The organism is Maribacter aurantiacus (assembly GCF_005780245.1).
GTDB lineage: Bacteria > Bacteroidota > Bacteroidia > Flavobacteriales > Flavobacteriaceae > Maribacter > Maribacter flavus.
Map to the genome: position 1 here is coordinate 98,387 of NZ_VBUK01000008.1, position 25,926 is coordinate 124,312.

A 25,926-nucleotide genomic window follows, 5' to 3' on the forward strand; every position below is an offset into this window, starting at 1 on the left:
CCGCTAAAATACGAATCCATTTTGGGAATTTGATTTACTTTTGAAATATGACGATAAAACTGTTGGCCATTGGTAAAACGGATAGCAAGGAACTGCAAAAGCTCATCTCAATGTATGAGCAACGGTTGGGCCATTACGTCAAGTTTGAATTGGAAATCATCCCCGACTTAAAGAACACTAAGAACCTATCCGCCGAACAACAAAAAATCAAGGAGGGCGAGCTCATTTTTAAATCGCTCGCAAATACCGATATCCTGGTGCTTTTGGATGAAAATGGCAAACAATACTCCTCCTTGGAATTTTCCAGTTACCTACAGAAAAAAATGAATTCCGGGTTGAAGCAGCTCGTCTTTTTGATTGGGGGGCCTTATGGGTTCAGCGAGGAAATATATAGAAAAGCATCGGGAAAAATCAGTCTTTCCAAAATGACCTTTTCCCATCAAATGGTGCGCCTGTTTTTTGTGGAGCAACTATACAGGGCCTTCACGATTTTACGGAACGAGCCCTATCATCATCAGTAGCCTTTAGCCTTTAGCCTTTAGCCTTTGACAAAAAAAATCTTTGAATAGGATGGTAAAAAAAATTAATAAAGCACCCTGAACTTTATCGTGTTTTCGACCTTTTTCAAGGCCTTGATAACATCTTTGTTGTATTCCTTGTCCAAATCGGTAATTACATAGCCCACCTCACTATCGGTCGATAAATATTGGCTGGAAATATTAAGCTCATACTTGGCCAATACCTTATTGATTTTCGCCATAATTCCTGGAACGTTCTTATGGATATGTAGGAACCTGTGCGCGTTATTTTGCTTCGGCAAGCGGATATTGGGGAAATTCACGGCATCTACCGTGTTTCCAGAATTGATATAGTCCATAATTTTATTTGGAACAAACTCGGCGATATCCCTTTGGGCCTCTTCCGTACTTCCCCCTACATGCGGAGTCAAAATCACGTTTGGAAAACCTTGAAGTCTTGTTTTGAACTCCCCATTACTACTGGGTTCCTCAGGATATACATCCACAGCGGCACCGCCAATCTTCCCGCTTTCCAATCCATCCGCGAGGGCATCGATATCCACCACGAAACCTCTGGATAGGTTTATCAACATGGCTCCTCGCTTCATTTGGTTGATTTCGCGTTCCCCAATGAAATTTTTATTTGCCTTGTTGTCATCTACATGCAGGGTTACCACATCGGAGACATTCAACAAATCCTCCAAAGTGCTACATTTTATGGCGTTTCCAAGGGCCAATTGGTCGTTTACATCGTAATAATAGACCTTCATCCCCATCGCTTCGGCCAAAACGGAAAGCTGTTTTCCGATATTTCCGTAACCAACAATACCCAAATTTTTGCCGCGCACCTCCCTGGATCCCGCAGCCGTTTTTTGCCATTGCCCGTTGTGGATTTCAGAACTTCTTGCAAAGACGCTACGCATCAGCATAATAATTTCGCCGATGGCCAACTCCACAACAGACCGTGTATTGCTGTAAGGGGCATTGAAAACCACGACTCCTTTGCGCTTGGCATACTCCAAGTCTATTTGGGTAGTCCCGATGCAAAATGCGCCAACGACCAATAATTTCTCGGCGGCATCCAATACCTTTTCCGTCACCTGTGTCTTTGAACGGATACCCAATACATGGACGTCCTTGATTTTTTCCACCAGTTCCTCTTCAGACAGGCTGTGTTTTAATAGCTCCACGGAAAAGCCTTCGGTCGAAAGGCTTTCAAAAGCATCGGAATGGACATTCTCCAACAATAGGATCTTAATTCTGTTCTTTGGGTAAGAGATATTTCTTGGCAAATCGTTCACAAATAAAAATTCATCTAAGTTAGGTGCAACATGGTCGGCATTTTTAGCGGCTTTCTCCCGATGTACATTTTCTGTGTAGGCAAAAAATTTATGCGCTATCCCGGCCTCCCTCATTACGTAATCACTATAGCCATCACCAATGACCTGGACCTCACCGTCCAAATTCATTTGTTTTAGGCATTCTATTTTTCCGTTGTGCTGCGAGAGTACGTTTTTCTCATCGAACCCAACGATATTTCCCTGCTCATCAAACTTAAAGGTATTGGCATACACCCGGTTCGATGGTATATTGTATTCCTTGACAATGGGATCTATAAATTCCTTGAATCCGCAGGAAATCACATAGATATCATCTGAATATTTTTCAAAAAACTCCTTGTTGGCCGCTATGGACTTGGAAATCTTTTGCCGTAGCTCTGCCACCAATTTTTCAAGATCCTCCTTATTTGCGTCCAAAAGCTTTAAACGGCGCTCCAGTGATTCCGTAAAGGAAATATCGCCGTCAATGCCCAAATTGGTAATGCGTTGAATTTCGCTAACAATTTCCTCCCGATTGGATTTTCCCTCCAAGGTCATTTCCGCCAGCACGTCCAGTGCCTCGACCCGAGTCAAGGTACTGTCAAAATCAAAAACATATTTTCTACCCGTTGCAACCATATTTTAAGCCCTTTCTAAGCTAAAAAGGAGTTCTTTGAATGAAGTGGCAAAATTAAAAATTAAATTGGTTGTTTGGTAGGGGCATCCAAAATTAAACAAAAAGGGAGTGGATTGAATTAATTGTAAAACTCCAGCCGTCTTCGGCAATGGGGGGGTTACTTTAAAAACCCAAGTATTTCATTGGAGAATTTTTGGGTTTTCAAGGTCCCGTTATGATTGCCAGGCACAATCGCCAACTTGGAACTCTTGAACACCTTGCTCAGCGCTTCTGGATTTCCATTGTCAAAATCGGTACCCCCTGCTATCACCAAAATTTCAGCCCGTATTTTTCCAAGTTCATCTTTGCTTGTGGAAGGTTGGTACTTTTGTTGCAAATGGAGCGACCTAAAATCGGCATTTATGGATTTTGCATAGTCTACCGCTCCTTGGGTCATTTCAGAAACTTCCCCGTTAAAGGCGTTCGCAAAGGCCACTCTCCGATCCCAATTGGGGTTTGTAAAATCGATTCCCATCCCCCCTAATACGGCCTTACCGATTCTTGCATCTTCAGTTAGTAGTTCTGCCAGAACAATACTGCCCCTAGAATAGCCAATTGCAGCATAGTGCCGTATTTTTAAATGGTCCATTAGGAGTTTTAAATCTTGCACCTCAGCATTGTGCTGATAAAACGGTTCCTCCTGGGGTTTATCAGATTGCCCGCAACCTCTTAGATCGGGAATAATGATTCTATAACCCTTTTCCAATAAATCCTTTTTCAGTTTTGTGTTTTCCCAAGATTTGCCAGAGTTCAAAAATCCATGTATTAAAAGAACCGTCTCACCAGATCCTTCATCGATATAACTAATGTGGGTTCCATCAAAGGATTGGAAAAAATTTGTTTGTGCGGACATTCTAAAAACACAAAGGACAAAAGCAAAAGATAGAAAGAGGAGGTTTTTCATTTTATTAAAGACTCTTAGAATAGGATTGAATTTCAGACTTTTTCAACAGAAATTATCTCAAGGTAATCGCATCGTTAAGAATTATGTTTTGTTCAAAATTAAATTTGAATATATCAATGAATGGTGTTCAATTGTGATTCATACAGACATTTATACCTGATTATTCAATATCATATATTTTTTATTTATAAAATGACTAAAAAGACGAATTATAAATTGTCCATTTTCCAAATAGCTTTTTTCTTCATCCTTTCCGGAAATACGGGAATCTTCATTTTGTTCATAATTTGTTACTTCTAACTTAGCTTCAAAAAGCTTAACCTGCTTTCCATTCTTTTGCATGGCCATAATTGAATTATTCCAGAAATTCATATCGTAATAGGAATAATCAAAAAATTGATCCTTCAATGTATCTTTTATATAATGATTGTATTCTAGAAATAAAAATTCAATATCATTGAATTTCAGTTTTTTATGTCCAAATAATCTGTTTAAATATATCTCTTTTTTATTCTTACTTAAATTTAGGATTAGGTTAGTGTTAGAGTAAACATCAATGCTTTGTTCATTTATGCTCAAGCGTTTATCTAAAAAATTCAATTTTCGAGGAAAATCTAGACTAGCAGGAACTTCTTGGAGTTTTTGGCTTTGAAGACTTTTCCTTTTTTCCATAACTTTTTTTAGATGCTTGGTTATATCATAACTGAAATAAATAAGCCCAGCCACTAAAAACCATTCCAAGAGACCAAATTTTTCAAGTAAATTATCTAGCGTTATTTCCTTGAAATAACAAAACATAATTAATAACCCAAGAATTGGTATAAAACGGAATAGAAGTCTGTTAAAAATTACTCGATTTATATTCATTTAGTTTAGATATGACTTATGTATAATAACCCCGTCAAAATCGCCAGTCCAAAACTGACCAAAGTACCTATCAAAATATATTCCGTAAGTTTTCTGCTGTTGCTTTCCTTTAAATCGTTGAACCTAAACACTGATTTTGCCGTAATCAAAAGTCCTATCGCCTCCCACCTACCTATAATGATAAAGGTCAGCACGAACAATCTTTCGATGATGCCTATATAGGTACCGGCATTCGGCAATGATTTATGGTCCGTATTTATTTGATTGGACATACCCTCCAACAGCTTGCCCATAATAATGGCCGAAGGTGTTGTAACGAACACAATGGCCAATACCAAAGGCCAATCCAATCCCTGAAATAGTGCCATGGTCTGTTCGTGCAAATTTGTAAAATACACAAAAACATAAATGGTCAAAATATGGAGAATTTGATCCAGGAAAAACGGGATGCTTTTATTTTTAAAAAGTGGGGTTACGTATAACTTCGCCATATCAATTATAAGATGGCCCATGGATAAAAAAAGGGCAATCCACCACTTTTGAAAATCCCAAAGAAATAGCATGTAGAGTATAAAATGAACAAGGACATGCAGATAAAGGAACTTGGAGGCCGCTTTATTGGCCTCTTTATGGATGACCCACTTGGTAGGCTGCAGCATAAAATCCCCAATGAGATGTGCCAATACTAATTTTACGAATAGCTGCATGGTCATACTTCTTTTATTGCCTGTTCATAATAGTTCAATAAATCCATGACAAGATCAAGTCGCGCACGTTTTAACCGTTGACTTACTGCGGATTGTTTTATGCCCAATTTTTTGGCGATTTCCTTTTGGGAAGCCTTTGGGTCCTCCAAGACCAAGGCCATTATCTCTGCCGATACCACGCTCCAGCTGTCCATAAAATCCAGGGCCAATTGCAGCATTAAATTGAGGGTCCTGTCATAAAATTCGTTTCCCGTGGCGATACTTAAATTCACCTTTCCATCCTTGATGGATTCCAATTTGCGGCCAGAACGTTGATAGGCCGGACCGTTGGATTCGCTTACCCCGGAACCGATATACGTTTCCAGCCCGATACCAATTCCCATTCGGACATCCAGGTACTTCACGGATTTTATTAGGGCTTTAATGTGTATGGCGGTCAACAAGGCATTATCCTTGGTGACCTTTAGTTGAAACTCGTCTCCTCTATAAATTTCCCAGTTCATGGGCGATGGCCCAAAACGTGTAAAATATGTTTTGAGAATGTCTATCCATTCAGAGGATTGATGCCCTTCGGAGTTAATGATATCACCCGTGATAATCGCTATCATACTATATTATTTAAAAAGCTAATATATTAAATTATAAGCTAAATAGATAATATTTATGCATATTAATTATTACGATAATCAAAAGGGGATATTAAAACCACCTTCGCGTAGCGATTTGGTAGGATTTGAATTCCTTTCCAAACCTATCAAGTAAAATCCGTTCTTCAGGGACAATCTGAAACCGATTCATATACGCCACAAAACCGGCAGCGACCAGGGTATTAAAAGCATTTCCCAGGTAGAGCCCAAAACCTAGTAGAAACAATAACAGCGCTAGATACATAGGATTTCTGGAATATTTATACAGACCGGTAGTAACCAATTGGTTCACTTTTTCAGGGTGCATCGGGTCTAACGAAGTCTTTCTTTTTAAAAATTGGTAGACCGAAACCAAGCCTATGAATCCGGCCAAAACAACAAGGATTTTTGCAAGCAGGAAACGTCCAAAAAAATCGAAATAACCTACGGGTAAGAAAAGGCCAACCAAATACATGATCAATCCGAAACTTAAAAAAACCAATACGGGGGGCACTTTTAATTCCATTGGATAAAATTACTATTTTTGACGCTCTTTGCCCCATAAATCAGGGGATTAAATACGGAGAAATGAAACTTGTTTTTGCCACGCACAACCAGAACAAAGTAAAGGAAGTACAGCAATTACTTCCTAAGGGGATAACCCTGGTTTCATTGAAAGATTTGGGTATTACGGAGGATATTCCTGAAACCGAAAACACCTTGGAAGGCAACGCAAAACTGAAGTCGGATTACGTTTACCAAAACTGCAATTTACCCTGTTTCGCGGATGATACAGGCCTATTAGTGGACGCTCTCAACGGCGAGCCTGGTGTCTATTCCGCCAGATATGCAGGAACACGGAACGATGCCCAGGCCAATATGGACAAACTATTGAAAAACCTAGCGGACAAAGACAATCGTTCCGCACATTTCAAGACCGTTATATCCTTAAACCTAGAAGGAAGGACACAGTTTTTCGAGGGTGTTGTTGAAGGGGAAATCACCACTTCCAAAAAAGGTGATAAGGGATTTGGCTACGACCCCATATTTAGACCGAATGGATATGACCAAACCTTTGCGGAACTTCCGTTGGATATAAAAAACGAGATAAGCCACCGGGGAAAGGCCTTTTCAAAACTCATAACCTATTTAAACGACCACCATGTTACAGACTAAAAAAAATACGGATACGGTTGAGGTTTCGGTAGCATCAGAAAGAGCGGAAGCGGTTGGCGGTGTGCTGATCGCTTTTTTTGCCGCCTTGATGGCCATATCCCAAATGATCAACGGGGAACTGGAAGAGGAAATGATGATCGCCCACAATAAAGTGGTGAACTACTCCAGCTGGTACCAATCCAAAAGCATCAAGGAAAGCCTAAAGGAAAGTGAACTGGACAATCTACAGGCCCTGTTGGAAACCGGCATCGTACATGAGGAAAATATTGGAAGCATACAGGTAAAAATCGCTAACGTAGAAAAGCAAATAAAAAAGTACGCATCAGAAAAAACGGAAATTTTAGTGGGCTCGGCAAACATTCCACAAGAAGAATGGGCCCAAGACCTGGATGGGGAAATGGGCAAAATCGTGGGAATCAACGAATGGGAAGCGCTGGCGGAGGAATACGACTTTGCGACCAAAAAATTCGATTTGGGTATGCTTTTTTTCCAAATAAGCATTGTACTTGGAGCGGTCTGTATTATAATTTACGACAATCCATTGCTGCAAAAAACCTTTATCATCTGCATGGTCGTTTCCGGTATCATTGGTATTCTGCTATCTGTTTATGGCTATACTTTGGCCCCCTGAGCGTACCTAAAGATTTATTATTGCATCTCATTAATTCGCAGTACCTTTGCCGCTTTAAATAACGCCGCTAGTATAGCATGTGTTGCGCCGAGTCTAAATAGGTTATATAGGATAATCCCTCTTAGCAGCATTCTTATTTGCGATTAAGTATATAACGTTTTATGACAAAGTTTGAAGCATTGGGACTTGAAAAGTCCCTATTGGATGCTGTCTCGGATTTGGGTTTTGAGTCCCCTTCCGAAGTACAGGAAAAAGCAATCCCTATTTTATTGGAAAGCGAAACGGACCTTGTGGCTTTAGCCCAAACAGGTACCGGCAAAACGGCCGCTTTCGGGTTTCCCCTAATTCAGAAAATAGACAGTAATAGCAGGACAACCCAAGGCTTGATCTTATCGCCTACCCGGGAATTGTGCCTACAGATTACCAATGAATTACAACTCTATTCCAAATATGAAAGGAATATAAGCGTAGTCGCCATTTATGGTGGTGCAAGCATTACGGAACAAGCGAAACAGATTAAAAGAGGCGCCCAAATTGTGGTAGCAACGCCTGGCCGAATGAAGGATATGATCAGCAGAGGTCTGGTGGACATCACAAAAATCGATTATTGTGTTTTGGACGAGGCCGATGAAATGCTCAATATGGGCTTCTTTGAGGATATCCAGGACATTCTTTCCAACACGCCAGATGACAAATCCACTTGGTTGTTTTCTGCCACCATGCCAAAAGAAGTTGCGATTATCGCCAAAAAGTTCATGCACGCGCCCCAGGAGATTACAGTGGGTACCAAAAATTCGGGCGCGGCAACCGTTCAACACGAATATTATGTGGTAAGTGGCAGGGACCGCTATCCGGCCTTGAAAAGATTGGCAGATACCAACCCCGATATATTTTCGGTAGTTTTCTGCCGCACCAAAAGAGATACCCAAAAAGTGGCGGAAAAATTGATCGAGGACGGCTATAATGCCGGTGCATTGCACGGCGACCTGAGCCAAAACCAACGTGATTTGGTGATGAACGCCTTCCGGAAAAAACAGATTCAGATGTTGGTCGCTACCGATGTGGCCGCCAGGGGTATCGATGTGGACGACATCACCCATGTAATAAACTACCAACTACCCGATGAGATAGAGACTTACACACATAGAAGTGGTAGGACAGGAAGGGCCGGAAAATCGGGTATTTCCATGGTCATCGTTACCCGTAGCGAACTCAGGAAGATAAAATCCATCGAAAATATCATCAAACAGGAATTTATCCAGAAGGATATTCCCACCGGCATGGAAATCTGTGAGATCCAATTGTACCACTTGGCAAACAAAATCAAGGAAACAAAGATCAATAATGAAGTGGATCCCTTCTTGCCGGCCATCAATGACGTGCTCAAAGGAATAGATCGAGATGAACTTATCAAAAAAATCGTTTCCGTAGAGTTTACCAGGTTCTATAATTACTACAACAAGACCAAGGATTTGAACGCTTCACAAACCGGTTCCCAAGAATCGGGAAGGGCTCAGTCTTCTTTCAGCGGTAATGGTTCGGTCCGATATTTTATCAATGTAGGGGAAAGGGACGGTTACGATTGGATGTCGTTAAAGGATTTTCTTCGGGATACCGTCGGACTTGGCAAAGATGATATCTATAAGGTCGATGTAAAGGACAGTTTCTCCTTTTTTAATACCGATGCCGAAGTCACCGAACAAATATTGGCTACCTTCAATGAATTTAAGGTGGACGGACGCTTCGTGAATGTTGAAATCTCCAACAACCCCGGTGGTGCCGGTGGCAGTGGCGGAGGAAAGCGTCGCGGAAAAGGGAGCAAAGACAAGAAAAAACATAGAAAAGGCTCCAAAAATGAGGACAAGGGCCGTTCCAAAGGCAGGGACCGAAGCCAGGGTAAAAGTCCCAACTCCGGTAACCGACGCACCAGAAAGAAAAAGGGCGATTTCTTTTAGTTAATTGTATATTAAAAAATACGCTTAGGCGTATTTTTTTATTTTGTTTGTACCTTTAAAGTTTAGAGGAAACAGGTTTATGCGCATTTTTTTTCTAGGAGTATGTTGTTTTTTTAGCCTATTTGGACTTGCCCAAGAGGACGCTGAAACAAATACCGTAAAGGCCATTGTAAAAAATGCCCAGACCGATGAACCCATGGAAAGCGTGCATGTTGTCAACCTGAACCAAGTCGTGGGTACCATTACCAACGAACAGGGGGAGTTTTCCATTACCGCAGCCGTCAATGATACCTTGTATTTCACCTATTTGGGATTTAAGTCCCAAAAAATTAGGGTCACCAATGACATGTTCAGGTTTGGGAATACGGAAATTGCCCTAACGGAATTGGCCTATGCCTTGGAAGAGGTCATTGTACGGCCGTACCAACTTACCGGGTATTTGGAAATAGATGTAAAGAACCTGCCGATAAACAACGCATATCAGTACAGTATATCTGGACTTTCCGTGGGCTACGAAGGTGGAAACAAAAACCCGAGTGCGGTCACCAAGGTTTTGGGGGCCATTTTAAATCCCGCCGATCTATTGCGAAATCTTTTTGGTAAAAGACCCAACCAGATGCGGAAGCTCAGGCAAATGAAAGAGGATGACAAAATACGGGATTTATTGGCCTCTAAGTTCGACCGGGAAACATTGACGGAGCTTTTACAACTGGACAAAATGGATATTCAGGACATCCTTAATAACTGTAACTACTCCCAATCCTTTATCACTACGGCCAATGATCTTCAAATCCTAGACGCCATTAGTAGCTGCTATGAAGAATACAAGGTCCTAAATAGGAAAAAATAAATTTTAGCCTTCCATCTGCATTTTATAGCTTTAACCAAACTCAAAATGCACATGAAATATTCCAGTATTATACTGTTTTTTTCGCTGGTATTAAGTCTCTCCTGTAAGCCTAAAAAAACAGAAACTGCCCAAGAAACAACTATATCAAAAGATAGTATATCCAAAAAAAATATTCCATTTGCCTGGGAGGGAGCAAACGTCTACTTCCTATTGACAGATAGATTCAACAATGCAAATCCGGATAATGACGTGAATTTTGAGCGGGATAATGCCACCGGAAAGCTAAGAGGTTTTATGGGAGGTGATATTCAAGGGATTTCTGAAAAAATAGAGGAAGGATACTTTGATGAACTAGGTGTAAACGCCATTTGGTTTACACCGGTCGTTGAGCAGATTCATGGCGATACGGATGAGGGTACTGGAAACACCTATGGATACCATGGATATTGGGCCAAGGATTGGACGGCCTTGGACCCGAATTTTGGAACGAAACAGGAATTGGCCCATTTGGTAAAAACGGCACACGACCACGGAATTCGTATTTTGATGGATGTTGTGCTAAACCACACGGGGCCCATTACGGAAGAAGATCCGGCTTGGCCAGAGGAGTGGGTCATCACTGAACCTACCTGTGAGTTCACCAATTATGAAAACACTACGAATTGCACCTTGGTGAAAAATTTACCCGATGTAAAAACCCTTTCCGATGCTTCCGTTGAATTGCCGGATCACCTCTTGGCCAAGTGGAAGAACGAAGGGAGATTAAGTACGGAGCTGGACGAACTTCAATTGTTTTTTGAGAGAACGGGATATCCAAGGGCCCCTCGCTTCTATATCATAAAGTGGTTAACGGATTATATCCATGAACTGGGTATTGATGGTTTTAGGGTAGATACGGTCAAACATGTGAACGAAAATGCTTGGGCAGAGTTATATAAAGAGGCATCCTATGCCTTTGAAACGTGGAAGCGAAAACACCCGGAAGACGTTTTGGACGATACGCCTTTCTATATGGTAGGGGAAGTCTATGGATACGGTATTTCCGGTGGCAGGGAATATGACTTCGGCGATAAAAAAGTGGATTATTTTGATAATGGTTTTACAAGCCTTATCAATTTTGAACTGAAAAACGATGCCTCTATGGAGTATGACTCCATATTTTCCAAATATAGCCGACTATTGCGGACCAAGTTAAAAGGAAAAAGTGTGATGAACTATCTGACCTCGCACGATGATGGAAGTCCCTTCGACAAAGAACGAAAAGAGCCAAAAAGAGCGGCCAATGTCTTGCTGCTTACTCCGGGCGCTTCCCAAATTTATTATGGGGACGAATCCGCCAGGAATTTGGTCATCGATAGTACACAGGGGGATGCCACCCTACGCTCTTTTATGAATTGGAAAGAACTGGACTCGCTTCCAAATACAAAGGATATTCTTGAGCATTGGAGAAAATTGGGGTCGTTCAGAAGAAACCATTTAGCGATTGGTGCCGGGAGACACCGTAGATTGTCCAAATCGCCCTATACCTTTGGAAGGACCTACATGAACGGTGAAATTAAGGACAAAGTAGTGATTGCTTTAGATTTACCGGATGGTAAAAAGTCGATCTGGGTAAAAGGCTTCTTTGGCGACGGTACTCAACTGTTCGATACCTATTCCCAAACCGAGGTTACCGTAGAAAATGGCAAAGTTGTTTTGGATAACGACTATGATATAGCACTACTTGAATTGGTCAAATAAGCTACCTCGGTGCAAGCCCACTAGGCATTCTATATAAACGAACTTTTAATTTTGAGGCCTGCCCGACAAGCATTCAGGCTGGCAAGCCTCGGGGTATTATAGCCTTTGGTGGTGCCAATAAATAGGACAATATACCCCTTTTTATTTTATTGTTCCATTTTTGACTTTAAGGTCCTTAGTCCCTCTTCAAAGTCCTTTCCTACCATTTTGTCCATACTCATGAACAGCATTAATATGCTAAAAGGAAAAGTACTTTTTCCCTTAAACCCCCAGGTAACTTTACTTTTACCGGATGATTGTTCTTCAAGGATAAGATAACAGTCGGATTGTGATTTCATGGGCTTGAGAAAACGAAGCTCCCCTTCTGCCCTTTCCCCTTCTACAATTTTGGTGATTTCCTGTTCCCCTTCCCCAACATCCTTGTTACCGTTCCAATAACTTATGGCGCCTACTTCCCCATCAGTACCGATAAGTTTGGTATCCATATTAGGATCCTTCCGTGCCCAAGGGGACCATTCACGCTGTTTTTCCAAAAATTTTAAATAAGGCCAAATTTTTTCTTTCGTGCCATTTATTTCAACACTCCTAGAAACATCATAGGTTTTTGGTGCAATTGCGGCGAGAAAAATAATTAAAACGATTATGGCCGCCAGGATATATACTACTATAGTCATTTGTTTATCAATTAGTTGGTTATCCTTCCAAGTTAAACAAAAAACTACTTGGTTCGGTAAAATCTGTTCAGAATGTCCTCGATACTTCTAATGGATTTTTTGGTCCAGTCCAGTCTTTTTTCCAGTATTTCGGCATCGGTCAATTGCCAAGGCAAATCGCTCTGTCTAAGTTTTGCGGTTAAATCCTGCAAAATAATTGCGGCAGAAACCGAAATATTGAGGCTTTCGGTAAAACCAACCATGGGGACTTTCAAGAACATATCGGCCTTTTCCATCACCTCTTGGCTTAGTCCTTCCTTTTCAGTACCAAAGAATAATGCGATGGGTGCCTCCAGTTTGAAGTCGGTCAACAAGGAACTATCCGCATGCGGACTCGTTGCAACGATTTTATATCCCTGTTCCCTTAAAACGGAAATAGCCTCTGTAACGGAAGTATATCGATGGATATCCACCCATTGTTGCGCCCCCATGGCAATTTTCTTGTCAAGCCTTTTACCAAACCTACCTTCTATCAAATGTGCTTTTTGCACCCCGAAGGACTCACAGCTCCGAATTACGGCACTCGTATTGTGCATCTGATAAACATCCTCAATGGCCACCGAAATAAAACTGGTTCGGTTTTTAAGAATCGATAAAAAACGCTGCTTTCTTTCTTCGGAAATAAAACCCTCTAAATAGTGTAAAAGTTCTTTGTCTCCCATAAAACCAAGATAATAAAATCTATATTTTTGAATTAAACTGAAGGTATGAAGAACATTGTTGTCTTAACGGGTGCCGGAATAAGTGCCGAAAGTGGATTAAAGACTTTTAGGGATGCGGACGGATTATGGGAAGGACATGATGTGATGGAAGTGGCAACTCCGCAAGCATTCGACAGTAACCCTGAACTGGTCTTGGAATTTTATAATCAGCGGAGAAGACAGTTGTTGACCGTTGAACCCAATGAAGCCCATAAAGCCTTGGTCAAATTGGAAGTACATTATCAAGTCCACATAGTAACCCAAAATGTGGACGACCTTCATGAAAGGGCAGGAAGTTCCAAGGTGCTGCATTTACACGGAGAACTTTTAAAAGCCAGAAGTGTGAGGAACGAATTGGATATTGTGACCCGAAAAGAAGACATATTGGTAGGGGACCTTTGTAAAAATGGATATCAACTAAGACCCCATATTGTTTGGTTTGGGGAGTCGGTTCCTATGTTGGATTTCGCTATCGAAATCACCCAAAAGGCCGATATTTTAATTATTATTGGAACCTCCTTGCAGGTATATCCGGCGGCCAGTCTTATACATTTTATCAGCGAGGATACGCCTATTTATTTTATAGACCCAAAGCCTTCCATTCAAGAAAATGGGAAGGAACATCTTAAGGTAATACCCAAAACAGCCGTGGAAGGCGTCCCTACTTTGGTCGATTCCCTAATTGATTAAGCGATCTAGTATCCTTTGCCCATTTGACTACGGCCTCTATCTGGGCATCGGTAAGTTTCGCCTCTTGGTGCGTCCAGGTATACTCTTTTAGGGGCATGGACCTACGTTCCGTTTCCTCATACAGTTCTTCCAGTTTGTGGTCCTTTTTTTTGTCCGAATATGTTTCCCATTCGGAGAAATTCAATTCGGATTTTCCTTCCTCAATGTGATCTGCCAACCAAAAAGAAACAGGTGCTATATTGTTGTACCAAGGATACCTGGTATTGTTGCTATGACAATCAAAACAGGAATTTTGAAGGATGTCCCTTACTTCTTCGGGAGGGTTTGTTTCTCGTAGGAACATGGCGGTATCGTTTTCCCTGGAAATATTCTTTTCCGGTCTATAGAATTGAATGGCTATAAAAACCACCAATAATCCGATCAATATTTTTCTTATTAATTTCATGTGTCTAAATTTAATTCATCTGTTTGAAAATTTTAAACTTTGTTTTGTTGGGAGGTATTTAGTTTTCCACCATTAACTTCATTAGAGGGGTATGATTGTATGTATTCTTTTTTTATGTTTTTAAAACCATGAACCAACAGGAGCTTTACCAGTCCCTAAACTATGTGGACCATTCCAGGGATAAACGAACCGAAATGGCACAACGTGTTTTGGCGGACACAACACTAATAGCGCCCTTATTGGATATCATAAAACTAACAAAAGACCCTTTATCTTCCAAGGCTGCTTGGATCATGGAAGTAATAGCGCGTAAAAAACTGAACGCTATCGTTCCTTATCTAGATACATTTACGGAAGTTATCGGAACAGTGGAACAGGATTCCACCGTACGTCCTATTGCCAAGGTCTGTGAGTTATTGATGGAGCGTTATTTTTCAGGGAAGGATATTTACATCCTACAAAAAATAACAGAAGTACACCTTGAAAAAATCAGCACCGCCTGTTTTGATTGGCTCATTGGGGAACATAAAGTGGCCGCCAAGGCCTATTCCATGACTAGCCTTTATTTATTGGGCTCCAAATACAAGTGGATACATCCCGAATTAAAATCGGTTTTAGAGCAAAATTATGCCAATGGAAGCGCCGCCTATCAGGCAAGGGCACGGATGGTACTAAAGAAACTTACATAAATTACCAGACAGACATACTTTTGAGGGAACTAAAAAGGCCCAATTTTAGATTAAAGAACAGTTTTAAACTCCTGTACTATTCGGTATCTTTGCAATTTTCATTTAAGAATCACATACTATGGCTCTGAACGTGCTGAATGCCATCTCCCCTATTGATGGCCGATACCGAAAAAAAGTTGAAAATCTGGCCCCTTATTTTTCCGAAGAGGCACTGATTAAATATAGGGTGAGGGTGGAAATAGATTATTTTATCGCGCTTTGCGAGCTGCCGTTGCCCCAGTTATCGGATTTTGACACCGCAAAGTATTCGGTCTTACGGGATATTTATAAAAATTTTGATGCTAAGGATGCGCTGGAAATCAAGGAGATTGAAAAAACGACCAATCATGACGTTAAGGCCGTTGAATATTTTATAAAGAACGTCTTCGATAAACTTGGACTATCAAACTACAAGGAGTTTATCCACTTCGGACTCACCTCGCAGGATATCAACAATACCGCTATTCCTCTTTCAATAAAAGAGGCCATAAACGATGTATACGTACCGGAATATCTCAATGTACTTAACAAGTTGGAAGAATTATCACAGGAATGGTCAGATGTCCCCATGTTGGCGAGAACACACGGTCAACCTGCGTCCCCTACCCGATTGGGAAAGGAAATAAAGGTCTTTGCCGTACGATTGAAGGAACAGTTCAACCTCTTGAACGATATACCCAGTGCCGCTAAATTTGGTGGTGCTACCGGAAATTACAATGCGCACAAGGTCGCGTACCCAAAAATCGATTGGAAGACATTTGGGCAACAGTTCGTCCAGGAAAAATTAGGGCTTCATCATTCGTTCCCAACCACGCAAATAGAGCATTACGACCATATGGCGGCCCTGTTCGATTCCTTAAAGAGGATCAATACCATAATCTTGGATTTGGACCGCGATTTTTGGACCTATGTTTCCATGGATTATTTCAAACAAAAAATAAAGGCCGGGGAAGTAGGTTCTTCCGCAATGCCCCATAAAGTAAACCCGATCGATTTTGAGAATTCTGAAGGAAATCTGGGCATTGCCAATGCACTTTTTGAACATTTATCGGCAAAGTTACCTGTATCCCGTTTGCAACGCGATTTAACCGATAGTACAGTTTTAAGGAATGTAGGTGTGCCCTTTGCCCATACCATCATTGCATTTCTTTCCACCTTAAAAGGCCTGAACAAATTATTGCTGAACAAGGAAAAATTCGAGCAGGACCTTGAAAATAATTGGCCGGTGGTAGCGGAAGCAATACAGACCATCTTAAGAAGGGAAGGCTACCCCAATCCGTACGAGGCGCTTAAGGGACTTACAAGGACCAATGAAAAAATCAATCAGGCGTCCATTGCAACCTTTATAGATACCTTGGATGTTACGGAAGAAATAAAGAACGAGCTAAAACAGATTACCCCAAGTAATTATACGGGGATATAAAAATGGGCCGATTGTATCGGCCCATTTTTTTATTTGTTGATCTGTACTTCGTGCGGATATGGTATTTCGATTCCGGCTTTATCCAGGGCTTCTTTGGTCCCTTCAATGGTCGCAAAATAAACGTCCCAGTAATCTTCTGGTTTGCAATAGGGCCTAACGGCCAGGTTTACGGAACTATCCGCCAATTCCTCAACGTTTACACTAGGGGCGGGATCGTCCAAAACCTTTGGGTTTGCTTTGAGCATCTCCAACAAGACTTCTTTTGTCTTTTTAATGTTTGATCCATAATCGACCCCTACAACGGTATCTACACGCATCTTACCCTCGGCGGTATAGTTGATGATATTTCCATTTGCCAAGGCCCCATTAGGCACGATTGCCAGTTTATTTTGTGGCGTTATGAGTTTGGTGGTAAAAATTTCAATTTCCTTTACGGAACCCAAAACTCCCTGTGCTTCTATCAAATCCCCAATCTTATAGGGTTTAAAGATCATGATAAGTACACCGCCAGCAAAATTGGACAACGACCCCTGTAAAGCAAGACCCACCGCCAAACCTGCAGCAGCAATTACCGCGGCCAAGCTGGTGGTTTCCACCCCCAAGGTAGATATCACGGTAATTATCAAGAAAATCCTGAGTGCCCAGGAAATTAGGTTCACTAGGAATTTTTGCAGGGACTCATCATACGTACCCTTTGCGAACATTTTTCGCACGGCCTTTATTATTTTTTTGATTACCCAAGCACCGACAATGTAGATTAAAATAGCTTTAAGAAGGGGAACTCCATAGGTCTCTACATAACCCATGATAGCTTCCATAGATAAATTTTCCATACTAGTTTTTGGTTTAGTGGTTAATATTCCTTTTTCATTATGACCCCAATATAAGCAGAAGGTCACAATTAATGTTTTGAAGAGCAACTAGTTAAAAACAGAAAGACCCGTTAAAGCCTTGGCTAGACGGGTCTTTATCCTTTAAAAATGTTTGATTTATCCTTTAAGGAAATCGCCCAGAGCACCAAGGCCTTCACCTTTGTAATCCGACTTCTGTACTGCTTGTAAAAGCTGTACAAAATGCGCCGGATTCATATCATTTCCCAAAACCCTGATTAGGGCAAAACCTTTTTCATCATTGTCACCATAAATGATTACCTCATCAATGGCATCGTCCTCGCCCAGATACCTTACGGTAGCCCTTCCAAAGTCCGTATTCATCTTCATCAACTCCGTATAAATGTTGTTTGAGAGTATGGCTTTTACCTGCTTTTTTTCAGCTTCATATTCTGGCGTATTCGTATCTGTTTTCTTGAAGGCCAGAATATTTAATTTTTTAAGTGAGTTCAATGCCGTCTTTTGGGATTCCGTTAGATTGGCCTCATCCAGCTTAAGTATGCTGGTGGGCACATCCAAATGAAGAAAATTTGGATTTTCTGTATTGTCGATGTAATATTCCTGCAAGCTTTGGGTCGAAGAGCATGCGCCCATGATGATTGCCAGAACTATCACCATAATGTTTCTTGTTCGTTTCAAACCTATCGATTTTAATAATTAAATTCAATTTTGTGAAACTGGGAAAAGGTGAACTAAAAAGTCCACCTTCTACTAGTTTTTAAAATACCGGATTTATCTTCTGCCACCCGCCTTGTTCAAATCCTTGGGAAGGTCCATTTTATTGGTAAGTGAACCAATTTTATTCAGGTCGATATCTCCCGTAAGACTTACCAAAACCGTTTCCAGCTTTCGTCCATTATGTCCAATCTCCACATTTTCCATTCCAGAAACGAACATAAGCAATTCCGTTACGTGGTTTTCGTTCTTACCATTTTTTACATAGAACTTAACGTTAACGTCCTTATCCTTCACGCGCATCAATTCCTCTAGTTTGGAGCTTTTTAGATATTGCTTCACCGTTTTGGACATATCCAATGAAACGCCTTCGTCCTCGGTCATAAAGACCTTTACTCCCTGAAGCCCTTTAGCGACCTCAACAAACTCCTTTGCTTCTTCGTCGTCATCCAATGCCCCAATTTTGGAAACCAAATCGATCATGCCTTTGTTTACGATGACCGAACCTACATGGTCCATATCCTCGTATTTGTCAAAAATGGACTGTGAAAAACCCAATGACGGTAAAATGGCTACTAATACTACTACTGCTAATTTTCTCATGACTGTTGTTTTTTGTCCCGATGGCAATCGGGAGATTAATGATTAATGATTGATGATATTTATTTGATATTAATTACTTTTTTTGCTGGCCTTGCCCAATTGGTCTCCACCTGGCAGATCCATTTTATCGGTAAGTTTTGAAACCGACCTGAGATTGATATCCCCTGTCAAGGAAAGCAAAACCGTTTCCAATTTTTTCCCGTTGATGTCTATATCCATATCCTTTATACCGGTCACGAACATCAACAATTCCTTTACATGGTCATCGTCCTTTCCTTCCTTTACATAGAACTTTACATTGCTGTCACCGTCCCGTACACGCATAAGCTCTTCAAAAGTGGAACTCTTCAATCTATTTGCTACCCAGCTATCCACATCCTTGGAAATAGCAGCATCGTCCGTGGTGATTACCTTAAAACTGGTAATGGAGTTAACAAGTTCAAAAAATTCCTTGGCTTCTGGATCATCTGAGTTTACACTCATTTTCCCAAGCATCTGGAACATTTTTGGCTGCATGGCCACAAAGGTGACCTTGTCATTGTCCTCGTACTTGTCAAAAATATCCTGGGCAGTGGTAAAAAAAGGCGCCAAGACCAAGATTCCTATAAATAATAGCTTTTTCATCTGTTTATTTTTATTGTTTGTAATAGGTCATATGCAATTCGCCAATAACTATCTCAGTGGGTATAAAGAATTGTTATGGCTCATTTCATATTTTTTTGTTTAATCATTTTATTTGTTAAAACTTAAGCTAATTGGTTTATAAATTTATCCGTATCGTTACTACTCTTTCGTTAAGAATTTATTCGTATTCTTTTGAAATTCCTCCAAGTGGTACAGTTGCTCCGTTCCCTTGTTAAAATTTATCGCCAATAAGGCCAGGGCTTCCTGTGCAGAGGCTATTTCCTCTGGTGTAAACTCTTCTGCCAAGGTTACAGGCTTGGGCGTTGAATTATAAAAATATACCCCTATGGTAAAAACAGCCACCGCAGCCACGGATACCCATTTATACAAAGTTCGGAAACTTCCTTTGGGCGTTTTGGTCAATGCCAATTTTTTTGTGTAACGCTCTTCCTTGGCAACCGCAAAATATTGGAACATTGGTGCATATTGCTCTAAATGTGCAGGTATGTCTTCCCTTGAAAAATAGTCCCTAAGGCTTTCCTCCTCGGCAACGGTAGTGGTAGCATCAAAATACTTTTCCACCAATTTTTCCACTTTATCCAATTCCATAACTATGTTTTTGTATTAATCTTTCCCTAACTGTTTTTCTGGCCCTTGAAAGTGCGACACGAACTGCGGTCGGTTTCATTCCCAAAAGCTCCTCTATTTCCTCATATTCGTATTGTTCCACATCCCTCAATTGAAGTACCATCTTTTGTTGTTCCGGCAATTCATCCATTATCTTTTCAACCCAACTTAGACTATCCCTCGCCTCTACCTGTTTTTGAAGGGAAGTGCTTCCCTCATCCCCGTAATTGCTATGTACCAGTTTCAAATTGCTAGCCTGTTTTGATTTCAATCGGTCCAAACAAAAATTCTTGGTCATGGTCATGGCGAATGCCTCTACGTTATTATAGGATTCAATCGACTTCTTCTTGGTCCATAATTTCAGCAAAATCTCCTGTGTGGCATCTTCAGCTTCCTCACTGGATACCAATAGTCGCTTTGCCAATCGGTATAACTTATCCTTAAAGGGCATAACCACATTTAAAAACTCAGCTTGTTTCATTTTAGGTTTAGTTGTTCAAAATACCTTGTTAAGGCATTCTATAGGGAAGACGACAATCAACGATTTTTGTTACAATTAATTTTTTATTCGGGCTTGTGTAAGTAAATTTAACATCTATATCTATAGATTTTACGTAACTATAAAAAATGCTAAAGGAACTTTAACCCCGCAATTGGTATGGAAATTGCTGCGTTATAATAAAATTGCTATGAAAAAATACATTTTGTTTTTATTGTTTGTTGGGATACTTACAGAATCCTGTAAAAAAAATGACGACGCTCCGGTCATTGAAGAAGAACAGGAAGAAATAGTTGAAGAGGAAGTAGTTGAAGAGGAAATCGATATACAGGTACAGAATTTCATGTGGCAGACATTGAATGCCTATTATTTCTGGCAAGCCGATGTTCCCGTATTAGCGGATAACCGATTTTCCACCCAAGTTGAATACGAATCTTATTTAAGGTCATATCCCAATCCCGAAAACTTCTTATTGAATGAGCTTCTTTTTTCCGAGGATCGCTTTACCTTTTACAGTGATGATTATAAGGAACTGACAAATTTTCTTTCTGGAATTTCCAAAAGTAACGGTCTTGAATTCGGACTTTCCAGAATTGGTAGTTCAGATGATGTCTTTGGATTTGTGGAATATGTCATCAAAGATTCCGATGCTTCTACAAAGGACATCAAAAGGGGCGATTTCTTTATTGGCGTTAATGGAACCGAACTTACTGTAAACAACTATATCGATTTATTGTTTGGAGAAAACGATACCTATATACTTAATATGGCAACTATCGAAAACAATACCATCAGTCCAAACGGTAAGGAGGTAACATTAACCAAACAAGAGGGTTTGGTGGAAGACCCAATTTTAGTAAACTCAGTTCTCAATATTAGGGATAAGAGAATTGGCTATTTAATGTATAATTCCTTCACGCCAGGCTCCGGAGAAGCTTTGAACAATGTTTTTGCCGATTTTAAAGGTCAAAATGTAACGGATCTTGTTTTGGATTTGAGGTATAATTCCGGCGGTAGGGGAACAACGGCACAAATTCTGGCAAGTCTTATCTATGGTACCAATACAAGCGACTTGATTTTTAGGACAAGGTACAATGATAAAGTCCAAGCCTTATTTGAGCCCGGCGAACTTGATAATAATTTTGTCGCTACTACGGGAACTGCCAATGGAAATTCGAATGCTGCCTTGAACACGTTGAACTTGAATACTGTATACATATTGGCTACGGATGCCTCAGCTTCGGCGAGTGAATTGGTCATGGTAGGTTTGGAACCTTACATGAACGTAATACACATAGGTACTACCACTGTTGGTAAAAACCAAGGCTCCATAACTTTTGTGGATGATCCAGAAAATGGAAACTTTTATGATTCTGAACGTGAGGACCAAATCAACCCGGAAAATCAATGGGGATTACAGCCTATAGTTAGCAGAGTAGAAAATAGTGCCGGTTTTTCGGATTATGCGGATGGATTGGTCCCGGATATTGAATTGGAAGAGGATGTCACCAACTTAGGTACTTTAGGGGACGTCAACGAACCTTTGTTGGCACGGGCCATTCAAGAAATTACGGGCATTAGTGCCAAAAGAAGTTTTGAAGTAAACATGCCAGTAAATCTGGTTTCCAGTTCCAAACTGTATGATGAACGCAATATGGCCTTAATCCTCAATGGTTTGAACGTTGGTTCTAAAAACATCTTGAAGGAAATAAAATAAGCTATACCGAGTTCTACCTAGTATGAGTATCAAAAGTCTTTTGCCCCTAGTTTTTGTCCTAGCTGTTTTTTCCTGTTCCAAGGACGATGAATTATCCGTTCCAAAAACAGTAGATCCGCTGCCATCTTCCAATGTTCCCGTCCAGAACTTTATGTGGAAGGCCATGAATTTCTGGTACTTCTGGCAAGCCGATGTCCCAGATTTGGCGGATAACCGTTTTCAGGATTCTGAAAGTTATACGGAGTTTTTACAATCCGTGGAGGAGCCCGGGGCCTTTTTCGATAGTAAATTGCTTTATATAGAGGACAGGTTCAGCTTTTATAATTCCGATTATAGGGAACTGACCAATTCCTTGGCCGGGATTTCCAGAAGCAATGGGCTTGAATTTGGACTGGTAAGAAAAGCCAATAGTGAAGAGGTTTTTGGTTATGTTCGATATATAATACCAAATTCCGATGCGGCTACCAAGGATATTGAACGTGGCGATCTGTTTACCGGTGTCAATGGTACCACCTTGACCATCAATAATTTCCAAAATTTACTTTTTGGTGCCAATAACACGTATGTACTGAACATGGCCGATTTTTCGAACGGGGATGTCATACAGAATGAAAGGGAAGTTTCCCTTACCAAGGAGGAAGCTTTGGCGGAAAATCCGGTTTTCATTTCAAAATCCTTTGAAGTAAACGGCATTACTATAGGGTATCTCATGTACAACCAATTTACAAACGAGTACGATGATGACCTCTATGATGCAGTTTTGGGACTCAAAAATCTAGGTATTACGGAATTGGTCGTTGACCTACGCTACAATCCCGGCGGGTCCGTAAATACCACTAGAATACTGGCCAGTATGATCTATGATACCAATACGGACAATCTATTCATACGAAAGCGCTACAACGATAAAATCCAGGACCAATTATCGGAAAGTCAGTTAGAGGTCTATTTTACGGATAGGGTGGGTAGTAAAACCATAGAACCATTGGGACTTAACAAATTGTATGTGCTAACTTCGGCGAGTTCGGCTTCTGCCAGTGAATTGCTCATCAATAGTCTGGAACCTTACATCGATGTCGTAATCATTGGAGATGTAACCCGTGGGAAAAATGAATTCTCCACAACGCTTGTGGACGACCGTGAAAATTCCTACCTCTATACACCTTCCAGGGTCAATAAAATCAACCCCGATAATCAATGGGCCATACAGCCACTTTTAGGGAGGAACGAGAATGCGGATGGCTTCTTTGACTATACGGATGGATTGGTCCCAGATATCCAACTAAAAGAAGATTACGGTAATCTAGGCATTTTGGGGGACCTCAACGAACCCTTGCTGGCACGGGCCATCCAAGAAATTACAGGAGCTACGGGTAAAAGGGACTTTACGGTAGAAAACCCGATCGAGATATTTTCAAGTTCCAAAATGTACGGTCTGTTCAAGGACAAAATGATCGATGATACCCTATATGAATTGGATTTGTCCTTAAATTAATACCATTCCAAAAAATAGTGGGCGACCTTAACGGTCGCCTTTTTTGTAATTAAACCCGGAATATGTATTAGGGGAGCGTCGTGAAGGTAAAAAGCGCAATAAAATAAAGTGGTTTGGAAATTTTAACATAGCACCGCTATATTGAAATTGAAAACATAGCATAGCGTTTTATTTTGAAGCGATTTTTAGCTGTAACAGCTTTTCTAGTGCATAATCCGGGTTAAAGTGTCAATCGCATCCCTATCCTAAAATTTCGCCCTCTAGTCGTATAGTTTAATAGTTCCACATAATCCTCATTAAGTACATTATCCAAGGAGGCAGACAATTGAGCATGTTCACTGATCCGATGCTGGGCGGTTACATTCAAAAGTCCATAAGCAGCTAAATCCACATCCATAAACGTGTTGAAATCGGTGTCCAGCCGTTCGGATAGGTGTTGGTAGTTTACCGAAACATAGGTTCCCTGGTTAAAAGTATATCCAAGTTGGGCATTCCATTTATGTTTGGGTATCCGCAAGGAAATATCGGCATTCAAATTGGTAAACGTATAATTGGCATTTAATTGCAAATCCTTTAACAGTACCGCGGAAACTTCCACTTCTACCCCATCTACCCTATTGGTTCCTTCCCTATTTTGGTACCGACTTTCAAAGGTATCCGGGTCAATCACTACATACTCGATTCTTTCTTTTTCCAACCGGTTAAAATAAACGGTATTGAATCTAAACTTCTCTGAAAGTCTTATTTCCATACCACCCTCCAACGTCGAGTTTTCTTCCGGGCGCAAATCGGTATTGGCACCAAAAGGACCGTATAATTGGGACAAATTGGGGGCGATGTATGAAGTGGCAAAAGAACCCAAAAACTTCAAATAGCCCTGATCCCATTTAATACGATACGACGGATTTATATTGTAGATCCAATGTGCGCCATACTCGTTGTGGTTGTTCCATCGGGCACCGGCGTTTACGTTCAAACCAAAATCGCTCACATATACCAAATTGAAATACGGATCTAGGTTCCTTGAAGAAACCTTCTTGGTAAATACCGTCTTCCCCTCGACCAAGTTAAGACCCACAATGGTATAGAAGCACTTGTTAAAGGTGTATTTGTTGAATACATCCAGTACGAAGGATTCGGAATCAAAGAAATTGGGAAAATCCGATACAAATTCCCTTGTGATTTGATTGAAGGCGGTATTCAAATGCAAACTCCCTTTGGCATAGGTGTATGTATTTGCCAAACCGAATCGGGATTGTTCGCTATTAAAATGAAAATCGGCATCTTCAATAGGGAATCCATTATCATAGTCGGATCGCAATTTATTGTAGAAGGCCGATGCCTCCGAGGTAAGTTTTTCGGAAAAACGATATCCGACTTTAATATTCCCATCGATCCTCGAAAAAACATCGGCTTTCTCTCCAAGGGCGGCGGAAAGTCCGTCCGTGAATTGATGTCCGCCAGAAGCCAAGAACGTTAGTTCCCTATTTTTCCCGGAAATGGTCACATTGTTGGAGATATCTGAAAGCGAATTGTTTCGATGCGTTTGGGATTGGTTCGTTCCCCAATTAGAAACGACCTCCAAGTTCATTCCATTTTCTTCTGATTTTTTTGTGGTAATATTGATGACGGCCGTGGCCGCTGAATTCCCATACAGGGTACTGGCAGCACCCTTCACGATTTCAATATTTTCTATCTGTGAAAGATTCAACAAGCGCAGATCATACTCCGCATTTACGTTGGAAGGATCCGAGACTTGAATACCATCAATAATCACCAACACCTGTCGATTGTTGCCGCCCCTGGCGAATACCGAAAGGTTTTGTCCGGCAAAACTTCGGGTTCCATTAATCTCCAGTCCGCTTTTGGTGTTGATGACTTCGGCAACGGTACGGCCTTGATTTCTTTCCAATTCGGCCGCCGAAATTTTAATGACCGTTTTTCCCGAGTTTTCCCGTTTTAGGGAAAAACGGGAATCGCTTACGACTACTTCGTCCAAGACGTGTAATTGAACGGAGTCCTTGTTCCCTTGATCAATACCAAGGGCCTGCCCATCTTGGGCAATCGCCTTGGTGCACAGCAACGCCATGGCACCAAAACCTACCAAATTTTTGTACATTCTTTAAT

27 protein-coding genes are annotated in these 25,926 nt (G+C 40.9%); 11 read left to right on the top strand and 16 right to left on the bottom strand.

The window, feature by feature from the left end:
- The first annotated feature begins 47 nt into the window (after nucleotides 1–47).
- Nucleotides 48–521 (top strand): 23S rRNA (pseudouridine(1915)-N(3))-methyltransferase RlmH, encoded by a 474-nt coding sequence (rlmH, locus tag FEK29_RS13275; RefSeq protein WP_138258927.1) that lies wholly within the window; start codon nucleotides 48–50, stop codon nucleotides 519–521.
- Nucleotides 522–583: 62 nt separating this feature from the next.
- On the opposite strand, the gene serA is transcribed toward rlmH, so the two are convergent.
- The 6 genes from serA to FEK29_RS13305 form a co-directional block, all read right to left on the bottom strand.
- Entirely contained in the window at nucleotides 584–2,476 is a 1,893-nt protein-coding gene (gene serA, locus FEK29_RS13280) for a phosphoglycerate dehydrogenase (RefSeq protein ID WP_138258928.1), read from the bottom strand.
- Between the two features lie 155 nt (nucleotides 2,477–2,631).
- Nucleotides 2,632–3,417, bottom strand: a complete 786-nt coding sequence (locus FEK29_RS13285; protein WP_240042752.1) for an alpha/beta fold hydrolase — start codon at nucleotides 3,415–3,417, stop codon at nucleotides 2,632–2,634.
- Nucleotides 3,418–3,567: 150 nt separating this feature from the next.
- Nucleotides 3,568–4,284, bottom strand: a complete 717-nt coding sequence (locus tag FEK29_RS13290) for a hypothetical protein (RefSeq protein WP_138258929.1) — start codon at nucleotides 4,282–4,284, stop codon at nucleotides 3,568–3,570.
- Between the two features lie 5 nt (nucleotides 4,285–4,289).
- Nucleotides 4,290–4,991 (bottom strand): DUF3307 domain-containing protein, encoded by a 702-nt coding sequence (locus FEK29_RS13295; RefSeq protein WP_138258930.1) that lies wholly within the window; start codon nucleotides 4,989–4,991, stop codon nucleotides 4,290–4,292.
- Between the two features lie 2 nt (nucleotides 4,992–4,993).
- A complete protein-coding gene (locus FEK29_RS13300; RefSeq protein WP_138258931.1) occupies nucleotides 4,994–5,599 on the bottom strand; it encodes a SatD family protein in 606 nt (201 codons plus the stop codon).
- Between the two features lie 91 nt (nucleotides 5,600–5,690).
- Nucleotides 5,691–6,143 (bottom strand): methyltransferase family protein, encoded by a 453-nt coding sequence (locus tag FEK29_RS13305; RefSeq protein ID WP_138258932.1) that lies wholly within the window; start codon nucleotides 6,141–6,143, stop codon nucleotides 5,691–5,693.
- A 62-nt stretch (nucleotides 6,144–6,205) separates the two neighbouring features.
- Between FEK29_RS13305 and FEK29_RS13310 the strand changes: the two genes are divergently transcribed.
- The 5 genes from FEK29_RS13310 to FEK29_RS13330 all read left to right on the top strand — a co-directional run bounded on the left by FEK29_RS13310 (nucleotide 6,206) and on the right by FEK29_RS13330 (nucleotide 11,969).
- Nucleotides 6,206–6,793, top strand: a complete 588-nt coding sequence (locus FEK29_RS13310) for a non-canonical purine NTP diphosphatase (RefSeq protein ID WP_138258933.1) — start codon at nucleotides 6,206–6,208, stop codon at nucleotides 6,791–6,793.
- Nucleotides 6,780–7,424 carry a DUF4337 domain-containing protein gene (locus tag FEK29_RS13315; protein ID WP_138258934.1) on the top strand — a complete coding sequence of 215 codons (645 nt, stop codon included), beginning with the start codon at nucleotides 6,780–6,782 and terminating at the stop codon, nucleotides 7,422–7,424. The genes FEK29_RS13310 and FEK29_RS13315 overlap by 14 nt, the downstream gene beginning before the upstream one ends.
- A gap of 161 nt (nucleotides 7,425–7,585) precedes the next feature.
- On the top strand, nucleotides 7,586–9,379 hold the full coding sequence (locus FEK29_RS13320; RefSeq protein ID WP_138258935.1) for a DEAD/DEAH box helicase: 1,794 nt from the start codon (nucleotides 7,586–7,588) through the stop codon (nucleotides 9,377–9,379).
- Between the two features lie 79 nt (nucleotides 9,380–9,458).
- On the top strand, nucleotides 9,459–10,229 hold the full coding sequence (locus FEK29_RS13325; RefSeq protein ID WP_138258936.1) for a carboxypeptidase-like regulatory domain-containing protein: 771 nt from the start codon (nucleotides 9,459–9,461) through the stop codon (nucleotides 10,227–10,229).
- A 51-nt stretch (nucleotides 10,230–10,280) separates the two neighbouring features.
- The gene (locus FEK29_RS13330; RefSeq protein ID WP_138258937.1) at nucleotides 10,281–11,969 is read left to right on the top strand and encodes an alpha-amylase family glycosyl hydrolase; all 1,689 of its coding nucleotides are present in this window, start codon (nucleotides 10,281–10,283) and stop codon (nucleotides 11,967–11,969) included.
- A 146-nt stretch (nucleotides 11,970–12,115) separates the two neighbouring features.
- Here FEK29_RS13330 and FEK29_RS13335 read toward each other — a convergent pair whose 3' ends face one another.
- Both FEK29_RS13335 and FEK29_RS13340 read right to left on the bottom strand, forming a co-directional pair.
- Nucleotides 12,116–12,643, bottom strand: a complete 528-nt coding sequence (locus tag FEK29_RS13335) for an SRPBCC family protein (protein ID WP_138258938.1) — start codon at nucleotides 12,641–12,643, stop codon at nucleotides 12,116–12,118.
- 44 nt (nucleotides 12,644–12,687) lie between these two features.
- The gene (locus FEK29_RS13340; RefSeq protein WP_138258939.1) at nucleotides 12,688–13,344 is read right to left on the bottom strand and encodes a TrmH family RNA methyltransferase; all 657 of its coding nucleotides are present in this window, start codon (nucleotides 13,342–13,344) and stop codon (nucleotides 12,688–12,690) included.
- 45 nt (nucleotides 13,345–13,389) lie between these two features.
- On the opposite strand from FEK29_RS13340, the gene FEK29_RS13345 reads away from it, so the two are divergent.
- On the top strand, nucleotides 13,390–14,073 hold the full coding sequence (locus FEK29_RS13345) for an SIR2 family NAD-dependent protein deacylase (protein WP_138258940.1): 684 nt from the start codon (nucleotides 13,390–13,392) through the stop codon (nucleotides 14,071–14,073).
- Here the strand turns inward: FEK29_RS13345 and FEK29_RS13350 are convergent.
- On the bottom strand, nucleotides 14,045–14,518 hold the full coding sequence (locus FEK29_RS13350; protein WP_138258941.1) for a heme-binding domain-containing protein: 474 nt from the start codon (nucleotides 14,516–14,518) through the stop codon (nucleotides 14,045–14,047). The two genes, FEK29_RS13345 and FEK29_RS13350, sit on opposite strands and share 29 nt — an antisense overlap.
- Before the next feature lie 128 nt (nucleotides 14,519–14,646).
- Between FEK29_RS13350 and FEK29_RS13355 the strand changes: the two genes are divergently transcribed.
- Nucleotides 14,647–15,207, top strand: coding sequence for an adenylosuccinate lyase (locus FEK29_RS13355; protein ID WP_138258942.1), 561 nt, complete (start codon nucleotides 14,647–14,649; stop codon nucleotides 15,205–15,207).
- Between the two features lie 118 nt (nucleotides 15,208–15,325).
- A complete protein-coding gene (gene purB / locus FEK29_RS13360) occupies nucleotides 15,326–16,669 on the top strand; it encodes an adenylosuccinate lyase (RefSeq protein WP_138258943.1) in 1,344 nt (447 codons plus the stop codon).
- A 29-nt stretch (nucleotides 16,670–16,698) separates the two neighbouring features.
- Here the strand turns inward: purB and FEK29_RS13365 are convergent, their stop codons facing one another.
- From FEK29_RS13365 to FEK29_RS13390, 6 genes are all read right to left on the bottom strand, one after another.
- Nucleotides 16,699–17,502, bottom strand: a complete 804-nt coding sequence (locus FEK29_RS13365; RefSeq protein WP_138258944.1) for a mechanosensitive ion channel family protein — start codon at nucleotides 17,500–17,502, stop codon at nucleotides 16,699–16,701.
- Between the two features lie 156 nt (nucleotides 17,503–17,658).
- On the bottom strand, nucleotides 17,659–18,198 hold the full coding sequence (locus FEK29_RS13370) for a DUF4252 domain-containing protein (protein WP_240042753.1): 540 nt from the start codon (nucleotides 18,196–18,198) through the stop codon (nucleotides 17,659–17,661).
- A gap of 93 nt (nucleotides 18,199–18,291) precedes the next feature.
- A complete protein-coding gene (locus FEK29_RS13375) occupies nucleotides 18,292–18,837 on the bottom strand; it encodes a DUF4252 domain-containing protein (protein ID WP_138258945.1) in 546 nt (181 codons plus the stop codon).
- A gap of 69 nt (nucleotides 18,838–18,906) precedes the next feature.
- On the bottom strand, nucleotides 18,907–19,461 hold the full coding sequence (locus FEK29_RS13380) for a DUF4252 domain-containing protein (protein ID WP_138258946.1): 555 nt from the start codon (nucleotides 19,459–19,461) through the stop codon (nucleotides 18,907–18,909).
- 159 nt (nucleotides 19,462–19,620) lie between these two features.
- A complete protein-coding gene (locus FEK29_RS13385; protein ID WP_138258947.1) occupies nucleotides 19,621–20,070 on the bottom strand; it encodes a hypothetical protein in 450 nt (149 codons plus the stop codon).
- Entirely contained in the window at nucleotides 20,057–20,569 is a 513-nt protein-coding gene (locus FEK29_RS13390; protein WP_138258948.1) for an RNA polymerase sigma factor, read from the bottom strand. Before FEK29_RS13390 ends, FEK29_RS13385 begins: the two co-directional genes overlap by 14 nt.
- Nucleotides 20,570–20,777: 208 nt before the next feature.
- On the opposite strand from FEK29_RS13390, the gene FEK29_RS13395 reads away from it, so the two are divergent.
- Together FEK29_RS13395 and FEK29_RS13400 are read left to right on the top strand one after the other, a co-directional pair.
- Complete coding sequence (locus FEK29_RS13395; protein WP_138258949.1) at nucleotides 20,778–22,304, top strand: S41 family peptidase; 1,527 nt, start codon at nucleotides 20,778–20,780, stop codon at nucleotides 22,302–22,304.
- Between the two features lie 22 nt (nucleotides 22,305–22,326).
- Nucleotides 22,327–23,799 (top strand): S41 family peptidase, encoded by a 1,473-nt coding sequence (locus tag FEK29_RS13400; protein WP_138258950.1) that lies wholly within the window; start codon nucleotides 22,327–22,329, stop codon nucleotides 23,797–23,799.
- Between the two features lie 220 nt (nucleotides 23,800–24,019).
- Here the strand turns inward: FEK29_RS13400 and FEK29_RS13405 are convergent, their stop codons facing one another.
- The gene (locus FEK29_RS13405; RefSeq protein WP_138258951.1) at nucleotides 24,020–25,918 is read right to left on the bottom strand and encodes a TonB-dependent receptor plug domain-containing protein; all 1,899 of its coding nucleotides are present in this window, start codon (nucleotides 25,916–25,918) and stop codon (nucleotides 24,020–24,022) included.
- Nucleotides 25,919–25,926: the final 8 nt, after the last annotated feature.